General features: G+C 40.0%; 3 protein-coding genes. All 3 read left to right on the top strand.

The features are described 5' to 3' along the window. Positions 1–320 precede the first annotated feature (320 nt). Positions 321–4,946: a rhamnogalacturonan lyase family protein gene (locus tag WG906_RS03340; RefSeq protein ID WP_339991103.1), complete on the top strand. Its 4,626-nt coding sequence runs from the start codon at positions 321–323 to the stop codon at positions 4,944–4,946. Beyond that, a complete protein-coding gene (locus tag WG906_RS03335) occupies positions 4,943–5,647 on the top strand; it encodes a hypothetical protein (RefSeq protein WP_339991102.1) in 705 nt (234 codons plus the stop codon). The genes WG906_RS03340 and WG906_RS03335 overlap by 4 nt, the downstream gene beginning before the upstream one ends. 129 nt (positions 5,648–5,776) lie before the next feature. Further along, positions 5,777–9,535 carry a hybrid sensor histidine kinase/response regulator transcription factor gene (locus WG906_RS03330; protein ID WP_339991101.1) on the top strand — a complete coding sequence of 1,253 codons (3,759 nt, stop codon included), beginning with the start codon at positions 5,777–5,779 and terminating at the stop codon, positions 9,533–9,535. Positions 9,536–11,017 lie beyond the last annotated feature (1,482 nt).

The raw sequence follows: 11,017 nt of genomic DNA, 5'->3' as shown, positions 1-11,017 counted from the left end.
ATCACAGTTTTTTTAAAAATGTGACCAATTATACGCGATAAAACGAACGATTTTAGCGGGTCCGAATTTGAGACTTATTTTAATTTTATTCTCATTGTGTAAACGGTCTAACGGTGAACCTAATTGAGGATTATTTAGCATAAGATATTTGGTAGTTGTTTGGTGCCGGTCCGTGGAAAGACCGGCTTTTTTAATTTTCATGGTAAATCTTCACTTTGCCTTTTTGAACCCCCGCTTTCAAAAGCTAATGACACAGCCTGGCTTAATGCAATTAGTTAGGAATGAAGACCAGAGGGGATGAACCGATTAATAAACAAAATATGAAGAAATTTTTACGAGAAGTTATTTTACTGCTTAGTTGTTATTTGCCGATCAAATTAAGTCAAAAATGGCAAAAAGCTATAAGACTTACTGCTTTACTAAGTTTATCGGATTCCGCTTTACGAAAGCTGACTTTACGAATTGCTGCTTTTACAATATTAAGCCTTTCTAGTGTAAATTCATTTGCACAGCAGTGGACAATTCTTGGGAATGAAAGTCAAATCTCTTCCGATGCTTCCAGTTATACATCCATCGCAGTTTTGGATAATATTCCTTTTGCGGTTTACAGAGACACTGGTCCTGTTGTAAAGGTAAAAAAGCGGAACACCAGCACAGGTGCCTGGGAGCAGTTAGGTGATAACATAGGTGCAAATCTTACTTACACACGGATTTATCTTGACAAAACGAATAATCTTTATGTGACATATGTAGATGCTGCAAACGGAAATAAACTTGCTGTTAAGATTTACAATGCTGCTACTCAAATTTGGGAACCTCTAAATAGCGACCCTAATCAATTGTATGTCTCTACCGGCTCGGTAACCAGTACTGTTTCACAATATAGCTCCACGCAAAGAAGTTCGCTGGCTTTTGATTCCGATAATAATCCTTATATCGCTTTCGGTGAAGGTGCAGAACTTACTCCCTATGTGAAGAAGTTCAATGGGACTTCCTGGGTGACGGTAGGAACAGGATCTGTGGATGCTGCTGCAAAAATTGTCGCTCCCAGTCTTGTTATTGATGAAGCGGATGTACAATGGCTTGCCTTTTCCAGTTTATCTTCCGCCACCTCCTCTACAGGAAATTTGGCTTTATACAAATTTAATAGAGGAACCTGGGAACCAGTACCTTCAACTGTGACTAGTATTCGCCATACTACTATGGCCTTTAATTCATCTGGTAATCCGACGATTGCTTATTTTAACACGGGTAACAGTAATAAGGCAACTATTATTGTGTATAACAAAGCTGATAATACCTGGAGTTCGGCTACTGCTCTTTCTAGCCGCGATGCCCCCCATCTTAACCTTATCAGAGATGTCTCCGGTAATTTGTATTGTTCTTTTGTGGATGCGATCTCGACAGCCTTTAGTAACGTAGCTCGAGTTTTTATGCAAGCCGCCGGCTCCTCAACGTGGACCGAACTCAGAGATCCGGCAGTAACGAGAGGGATCGATGAGCCAACAAGCGCCCTCACCATTGCTGCTGGAACTGAAAATCCATACATCGTTTATACCAAGTCTAATTCAATTGCTATAAGTACCCCTATTGTCCGGATTTACACTCCGCCGGCCGCACCTGCAATCCTTACAACTAAAGCTTTATCCGCTATCACGACTAGCTCGGCAGTAACAGCAGTCGATATTACCTCTGACGGTGGTTCACCTATTACAGAAAGGGGAGTTGTTTACGGCACCAGTGCTAATCCAACAACAGCCAATTCCAAAATAGCAGATCTTTCTGGTGGTACCGGATCATTTAATGTAAGCATAACCGGTCTCGCTCCATCTACCTTATATTATGTAAGAGGCTATGCCATAAACAACGGAAATACTACTTATGGCAACACACTAAGATTAAATACTCTGGCTGTACCAGATGCGGTTGTTACTACTGCCAGGCAAATGGAATATTTGACTCGTGGGTTAGTTGCTGTACGGAAAACAACCAGCCAGGTTTTTGTGAGCTGGCGGATGCTGGGAACCGACCCTTCCAATATAGCCTTCAACCTTTACCGGGATGATATAAAGCTTAATGCCTCACCGATTACTACCTCCACCAACTATTTAGATAATGTCCCGACCAACGGTGTTTATATAGTGAAGCCAGTTATCAATGGAGTAGAAGGTGCTCCTTCGGCACCTGTTTCCGTTTGGTCAAAAAATCAATTATCCATACCCATGCAAATTCCTGCCGGTGGTACCACGTTCGACGGCGTGGCTTACACTTATTCAGCCAATGATTGCTCAGTGGGAGATGTGGATGGCGACGGTGAGTATGAAATCTTTGTCAAATGGGATCCGACCAAATTGAATCACAACTCAGGTGGATATTCAGGGGATCAAATCATCGACTGCTATAAACTTGATGGTACCCGATTATGGCGAATTAACTTGGGAAAAAATATTAATGCCGGTCCTCACTTTACCCAGTTTATGGTATATGATCTTGACGGCGATGGAAAAGCTGAAATGGTTTGTAAAACAGCTGACGGTACGGTAGATGGAACGGGAGTTGTAATTGGTAATGCAACCGTCGATTACCGTAATTCAAATGGATGGGTGCAGCAGGGGCCGGAATTTCTGACCGTTTTTAACGGACTTACCGGTGTTGCTATGGCAACTACCACCTACCAGCCTGCACGCGGCCAGGTAACTGATTGGGGCGATAATTATGGTAACCGTCAAGACCGGTTTGTGTCAGCTATAGCTTACCTGGATGGTGCCCGTCCGAGCCTGATTATAGGTCGCGGATATTATGATAAACTGGTACGTGCGGCCTATGACTGGCGCAACGGACAGCTTACGCTTCGTTGGATCTTTGATAGTAAAGATCCGAACAATCCTGCTAACGAAGCGTATTCGGGCCAGGGTAACCACCAGATGACCATTGGGGATGTGGACGGCGACGGAAAGGATGAAGTGATAAACGGCTCCAGCGCCATCAATGACGATGGCAAACGCCTTTGGACTTACGGTCTGGGGCATGGCGATGCCTTGCACATGACTGATATGGATCCGGATCGTCCGGGCCAGGAAATCTGGATCAACCTTGAGTCACCTGGTCAATACGCGTCTTTGGGTTTGAGGCAGTATGATGCCAAAACCGGACAAACTATCTGGGGGGTGCCCACTACAGGTGATGTTGGCCGTTCATTAGCTGCTGATATTGATCCGAGTCGTAGAGGCTATGAAATGTGGGGTTCTTCAGGTAATCTTTATGATGTAAAAGGTAATGAGATAAGCACTAATAAACCTTCGTACAATTTTGGCATTTGGTGGGATGGGGATCTCGCGCGTGAACTGCTGGAAGGAAATGTGATGGATAAATGGAACTATTTGACTAATTCTATGGGTCGGCTCCTCACAATCTATAATGACGCACCCGTAAGTAGTAACAATGATACTAAAAAGACCCCTTGCCTCACCGCCGACCTGATGGGTGACTGGCGGGAGGAAATGATTCTGCGTCGTTCGGATAATACGGCTTTGATTCTTTTTACAACGAATATTTTAACAGAGCACCGAATTCATACGTTGATGCACGATCCCCAATACCGTACAGCAGTTGCCTGGCAAAATTCCGGATACAACCAGCCGCCGTATCCGAGCTTTTATATTGGTTACGATATGGCTGCTCCACCTGCTCCTAATATTGCTATAAAAGCTATCGTGCAACAAACTATAAGTTTTCCTGTTATTGGCGCTAAGTTTGTCGGAGATACTGATTTTAACCCGGGCGCCACTGCCGGTTCCGGACTACCGGTAACGTATACCAGTTCAGACCCCATTGTCGCTACAATCGTAAACGGACATGTTCATATACTTTCTGCGGGATCAACCACTATTACCGCTTCGCAGGGAGGCGATGCCACCTATCTTGCAGCAACTCCGCTTACTCAAGTTTTAACGGTAAATAAAAAGTCGCAAACCATCATTTTTTCGGATCTTCCTCAAAAGACAGTGGGCGATGCAGATTTTACTTTATCCGCAACTTCAACTTCCGGGTTAGCACCAAGCTACAGCAGTTCGAACACAGCGGTAGCAACTCTTACAAATGGCGTTGTACATATTGTTGGAACAGGAACAACCACCATTACCGCTTCACAGGGAGGCGATGCTATGTATAGTGCTGCACCTCTTGTTGAGCAAATATTGATAGTTGTGCCAGCTCCTTCGATATTCAGTCTTCCGGCGAAAAACTTCAAAATATCAGCCACAGATGAAACATGCTCGAGCAGTAACAACGGTAAGATCAAAATTGAAGCTACTGCGGCCTTTAATTATAAAGTGAAGTTAAACGGGAGCGGTACCGAGTACTTATTGACTTCTGCAGCCCCTCTGGAGATTGCAAATTTAACGGCAGGAAATTACGAGGTGTGTATTACGGTAGATGGCCAGGCTGTCTACAAGTTTTGTGCTCCCCAGGTCCGCATCACCGAGCCAGCCACATTATCCGTTTATTCATCAGTTAACCCCGCTGATAGAACCGTTTATTTAAGTTTATCCGGAGGCAACTCCTATGAAGTTGAGCTGAACGGACAAATCTATAAAACCGGTTCGAATACTTTTACCTTGAATCTGGCAGAAGGCAAGAACGACCTTGTTGTCCGTACGGATAAAGAGTGCCAGGGGATATTTACCAAAAGTTTGATTTTAGACTCAAAGAAGCTGATTTATCCGAATCCGTTTAACGGAACTTTATTTATCAATTTCGGAGATGATTTATCAAAAACAGCAAAACTTTCGATCTTTTCTCTCACGGGTTCAGAAGTATATTCAAAAGAACATGTTTTAGGTTCGGGGGATATCGAACTTAATCTTTCGTCCTTAGCGCCTGGAACTTATATCCTTAAAATAAAAACAGCGCAGTCTGAAAGTTCATCACAAATTATTAAAAAATGAAGCGAGTACTAATTGCAATAATCATTATATCTATTGTTTCCTGCAAAAAAAGTAAGACGGGGCCGGGTGAGACTTTGAACGTGTCTCCATCTCAGGCAGTTTTAGTTGCCCCGGCGAACAATGCTCCATGTAATGAGGGGCAGGTGATTTCGGCATCAGAGAGCACAGTTCAGCTTAGCTGGAATGCTGCAGCGAATGCAGAGAGCTATGACGTGAAAATTAAAAACCTGCTCACAAGCGCAATCAGCACACATGCAGCCACCGTAACCCAGTTGTCGGTGAATCTGCAGAGAGCTACTCCGTACTCCTGGTATGTAATATCCAAATCTGGTAAGGTCAGCACTACCGCTCAAAGTACCACGTGGAAGTTTTACAATGCAGGCCAGGCAGGAAGTTCGTATGCGCCTTACCCGGCCGATCAGCTGATTCCGGCGATGGGAGCTTCGATAAACGCCGTAAATGGCAAGATATCACTTTCATGGGTAGGAGAGGATGCTGACGGGAACAGTGACATAACAGGATATGATGTTTATCTGGGAAATAGTGCAGCAACCATGACCAGGATAAAAGAGAATAGCACAACGAATGCTATCAGCGATGTGGCTGTGTCATCGGGAAGCACTTATTATTGGAAGGTGCTGACAAAAGACAGCAAAGGAAATACATCAAGTTCTGAAGTTTATAACTTTAAAGTTAATTGATGTTGTTGTCTGAGAAGGAAGATGAGGCTTTTTTCGGCTTTCTGTGGATATAGATTTTAAATTCGAAAAAAATTAAGGTGGTTCATTAATTATAAAACTTAAATTTATCTTTCCTACGTGTTGTTTACGATGTTGAAATTTAAAAAAGCCTTTCTTTTTAGTTTTCTGTTATCCTGTTTTTTTTGTGATTTCAAACTTTCTTACGGACAAACCCCGGTTTTGAAATTTGAGCATATCACTTCTCAAGATGGCTTGGCTCAGAATACAATTCATGGAATTATAAAGGATAAATATGGGTTTATGTGGTTTGGAACCTGGGATGGGTTATGTCGTTTTGACGGGTATTCATTCAAAACCTATTTATATGATCCTAAAGACAAGCGGAGCATAAACAATAACAGAATTCACAATATCATCAAAGATAAAGATCAGAATATTTGGATACGGACTTTTAATGGTGATGAATTATGCCGCTATAATTATGAGCATGATAATTTCGACAGGATTCCAAGGTCTAAGCTTACTGAGTCATTCATAACTTCCACTAATCGCAGAAAGCACGTGGAAGCGTTAAGGCTTAGTTACAAGGACTTTAGTTGGAGCATTGACTTGAAAACAAATTCTTTGGTTGAAGCAAATGCGCTTTTAAAGAGTAAGGAAGTTTACAGACATAGTGTAGTGGATCCCTGGTCACTGAATGATTCATACGTAACTGATATTTATAAAGACAATCATAATATTTTTTGGGTAGGAACTATTAGCAATGGCATAAACAAGGCTAATTTAAGTTTAAAGCCTTTCGAACATTTTTATTATAATCCATTAAGCTCAAAATCTATAATAGACAATGATGTTAGAGCAATATGTGAAGATAAGGGAGGTGATTTATGGATTGGGACCAGAGATAAAGGTATCACAGTAATCGGAAGGAAGGGTTATCGTAAAATTGTCAAAAGTGGAAACAATACCATTAATGACAACCAGATAAGAAGCATTTATTGCGACAGCAGGGGACTGGTTTGGATCGGTACAAAAGTGGGTCTGAATTACTACGACTCAGCAAATAATGCATTTCGCGATTTTACAAACGAGATTCTAAAGGGCATTTCGGTTTTTGGAATTACAGAAGATAATGAGCATAATATGCTTTTTGCCACCTGGGATGGTATTTATAAATACAATTTTGCTACCAACACCTTTGTACATTTCGAGGCGATAAATTCGCTGTTGGATACTTACTCGAGGGTGGTTGTTCAGGATCGTGAAGGACAGATTTGGGCTGGAGCTGAGGGAACAGGAGGATCGAGAGGGGGAATAGTTGTTATGAAGCCAGTTGCAGGAAATTCTGTGGTTGTATTAAAGCATTTTATTCACATCCCAGATTCTAATTCCCTAAGTGATAATAGGATTTATAGCATTTATGAAGATAGTGAAGGAATTATTTGGATCGGCACCGGCAACGGCCTGGATCGATATGATCCGCAAACCAACGTCTTTACAAACCTTTCGGCGCGAGGATTTCCAAAGTCATCGATCGCTGCAATTACAGAAGATAGTAACGGGATTTTATGGATCAGCCATAAAAAGGGAATTTCTCAATTGAACAGGAAAACTTTCCACGTAAGAAATTATACATTACAAGATGGATTGCAAAGTAACGAGTTTTCTGATGGCGCGGTGTATAGAAGCAGGGTCTCTAAAAAACTGTATTTCGGAGGAAATAACGGCTTTAATGCCTTTGACCCAAAAAGTATAATACCAGAGAAAACTGTTCCCAATACTGTGTTAACAGAGCTACAAATACTAAATCGGAGAGTTGGCATTAACGAAAAAGTTAACGGTAGAATAATACTCCGCAAGCCATTATATCTTACCAATAAGGTTGAACTTACTTACGACGATAAAAGTGTTGCTATCGAATTCGCTGGCTTGCATTATTCAAATCCCAACAGCAATAAATATGCCTATAAATTAGAGGGATTTGACAAAGATTGGGTCCAAACAGATGCCAATCGGAGGATTGCAACGTATTCGAATTTAGAACCAGGTAATTATACTTTCAAAGTTATTTCATCGAATAGCGATGGTGTATGGAATTTAAAACCAGCAATTTTGAATATGGAGGTTCATCCTCCGCTTTGGGCTAGTACATGGGCCTACATATTTTATGCGTCAATCGTGGTAGCTATCGCTTATTTGTATCATTATTATTCCACACGGGTTACCCGATTGCAATCAAAGCTCGCTTATGAAGAACTTATTCGTGAGAAAGAAAATGACCTTCACCAGAATAAACTTGAATTTTTTACCAATATATCGCACGAAATAAAAACTCCTCTAACGTTAATCCTCGCCCCAATCGATCGGCTATTGGAGCTGTTTGATGGGAATCACCTTGTGTTAACACAACTAGTAACAATGAAAACCAACGGGAGCCGTTTGCTAAAATTAGTTAATGAACTGCTTGACTTTCGTAAATTAGAAACAGGGAATATCGAGTTAAGGCTCCAGAACGGCAATCTTGTGTCCTTTCTACAAAACTTAATTTCTCGATTTAAGCCATTGGCAGAAATTAAAAATGTTAGAATTGAACTTGTTCTTGGTACTCCTATCTGCAATTTTTACTATGATGAAGATAAGATTGAAAAAGTAATTGCCAATTTGTTGGTTAATGCGTTGAAGTTTACGGCTTCTGGGTCGATAAAGGTTTCCATATGGATAAAGGAGTCAAATGTCGACAAGTTTGCTGTAGTCGAAATTGTGAATATAGGAAAAGGGATCCGGGATGAAGACATGGAGCTGATCTACGAGCCCTTTAGACAAGGATCAGTTAGCAGCGAAAGCGGAACAGGCTTAGGATTGGCATACAGCAAAGGACTAATAGAGTTACATGGAGGTACAATCAGCGCGTATAGCTCCAAATTAACAGAAAATTTAAGTGAGACATGTTTTAAAGTCGAAATTCCTATGCGGAGAGAAACTATTCAGCCTGCTGAATTATCAACCGATGATTTTCCAGATATAGTTGAAAGTATAAGCGAATCGGGTACCGATGGTATGCTGCGAGTTATGCCCGTATCTTCTTTTAATAATAAAGTTGAAAAAGTGCTTATAAATGATAAACTTCCCTTAATTCTCATTGTAGAAGATGATCCATATTTGAGAAAATATCTGAAGGAGCATTTCGAAAGGTTTTATTCAATACTTGAAGCCGAAAACGGAATTCAAGGTCTTTCAGTTGCAATGCAGGAGCTTCCTGATCTTATACTCTCTGACGTAATGATGGAGGGGATGAATGGCCTGGAGTTTTGTAGAAAAATCAAGACGGATCTAAAAACAGCGCATATTCCAATAATCCTGTTGACAGCGAAATCACCTATCGAAGATCGCATTGAGGGTATTGAAACCGGAGCCGACGATTACATTACTAAACCTTTCGACCTTTTATTTTTAACAGCACGGATAAAATCACTTCTTGTTACGAGAAACCTATTAAAAGAAAAATACAGGAAAGAAATATCCTTACTGCCTTCCGGGGATATTCCTGTATCTCCGGATGAGAAACTGCTAAAAAGGGTTTTGGTTTGTATAGAGCAACAGCTACCTAATCCTGACTTTACAGTTGACGATATCTGTAAAGTAGTTGGACTTGGACGCACTCAGTTGTATTCAAAATTAAAGACAATGACAGGTTTGAGTATCGCGGAGCTGATAAAGGAGATGAGATTAGAACGGTCAAAGCAACTTTTAAAAGATAAAAAGTTCAACATAAATGAAGTTTCTTTTATGATAGGTTTTTCAGATGCAGCTTATTTTAGAAAATGTTTTAAAGCTGAATTCGGAATCACCCCATCAGAATTTGTCAAGTCCAGCGCATTAGATATTTAGGGTGAAAAGTATGGAGGAGACACACATACTTCTTTGAAAAATGTCTTTTTTTAGTATTTGGCTCGCTCGCTCTCTTTACAAATTATATTTTAGTCAATAACCTCTCGCTTTCTAGTTTCCATATTCTGCCTAATTGCAAATAGGTTTAAAAGAGTAATTGAATATAGAAAGCATGTAATTCTCTTGCTAACATTTTGAACCATTATTTCCCTCAGTTTTATCTGTAGTATTTCCTTATATGCACCAACTGTACTAATGTTTATATTAAGAACAAGATTGATACTGCTAAGAGTTCTGCTCAAAACCTTGCAATGTGAATTATTGGGCAACTATGCTTTTTAAAAGCATGGCTTTAATTGGATAATAATTTTAGCTATCTCACCAAATAGGTTCAAAGGTTTACGGTATGTATTCTCTCTTTTTGGATGCTTTAAACCGTTATTCCGCAAAATTTTATCGGTAAAATTATCCCTAGAGACACCAACTTTACTGATGATTATGTTCAGAACAAAATTGATACTGTTAAGGGTTCTGCTGAATCCCTCGCATCGTGAATTGATTTTGTGAACTATAATCTAGAATGCCAATTATCCAAACCATTATATAACTAATTAAAATTATTCAAATGAAAAGAAAAATTTACTGGGCAACTATGCTATTGAGAAGCATGGCTTTAATTGCATTAATAGTTTTAGCAATCTCTCGATTTTTAGTTGCCATATTCTACCTAATACCAAATAGGTTTAAGGAGTAATTGATTGTATAAGGAGTGTAGTCTTCTTTTTGATGTTTTAAACAGTTATTCCGCACAATTTTCTCGGTAAAAAACAAATAGTAAATTGATAAAGGCCCTAAATAATATATCAGGTTTCGTTCTCTATTGTTCTGAATATGATAGGTTTTTTCCGCCTGCAGCTCATCCGAAGAAGATATAGATCGTAATAAGTATTGTGTAGTGACCATCAGCAATCAGATATGGATGGCTGAAATATTAAAGCTATGTAAATTTAGAAACGGAGCTATCATTCCCTTCTGTCAACGATAGCTTTAAATAGACTCAAACTACGGAACCTGCACCTTGCTGGTATGATAACGGTAAAAATAAGGATCATCCGAAAAGAAAAATAGATAGTCTTATCGCTTACGCTAAATCGATACTATTGCTGCAGGAAAGCTTAAGGAAGCAAGGCTTGGAACAATGGCTTCCTCCTAATAAAGAATCAGACAAATGGTTTTGAGATGTATTATTCATGAAGCCCAAGGGTAGGACGGGACTTGCTGATGTACAACTAGATAAAAATATTTTCCTTTCGATCTTTCGGTGAGGTCTTTGAACGATTAAAATTAATAAAAGAGTGGGTTAGCAATTCTGTGGTTCATCAATAGGCCTTCATGTTTGGTAAAATGTTCAATAATTAATACTTCAAGCAATTTTAAGCAATTCATAAAAAAAGGAGTTAAGAAAATTCTTAACTCCCTGTA

Origin of the sequence: Pedobacter superstes (assembly GCF_037622515.1) — a bacterium.
Classification (GTDB): domain Bacteria; phylum Bacteroidota; class Bacteroidia; order Sphingobacteriales; family Sphingobacteriaceae; genus Paradesertivirga; species Paradesertivirga superstes.
The sequence above is the reverse complement of the archived record's forward strand: the minus strand, read 5'-3'. Positions and strand labels throughout refer to the sequence as shown.

Bases quoted from the DNA above. Each gene is read 5' to 3' on its own strand.
- WG906_RS03340 (WP_339991103.1), top strand. From the start codon at position 321: ATGAAGAAATTTTTACGAGAAGTTATTTTACTGCTTAGTTGTTATTTG.
- WG906_RS03335 (WP_339991102.1), top strand. From the start codon at position 4,943: ATGAAGCGAGTACTAATTGCAATAATCATTATATCTATTGTTTCCTGC.
- WG906_RS03330 (WP_339991101.1), top strand. From the start codon at position 5,777: ATGTTGAAATTTAAAAAAGCCTTTCTTTTTAGTTTTCTGTTATCCTGT.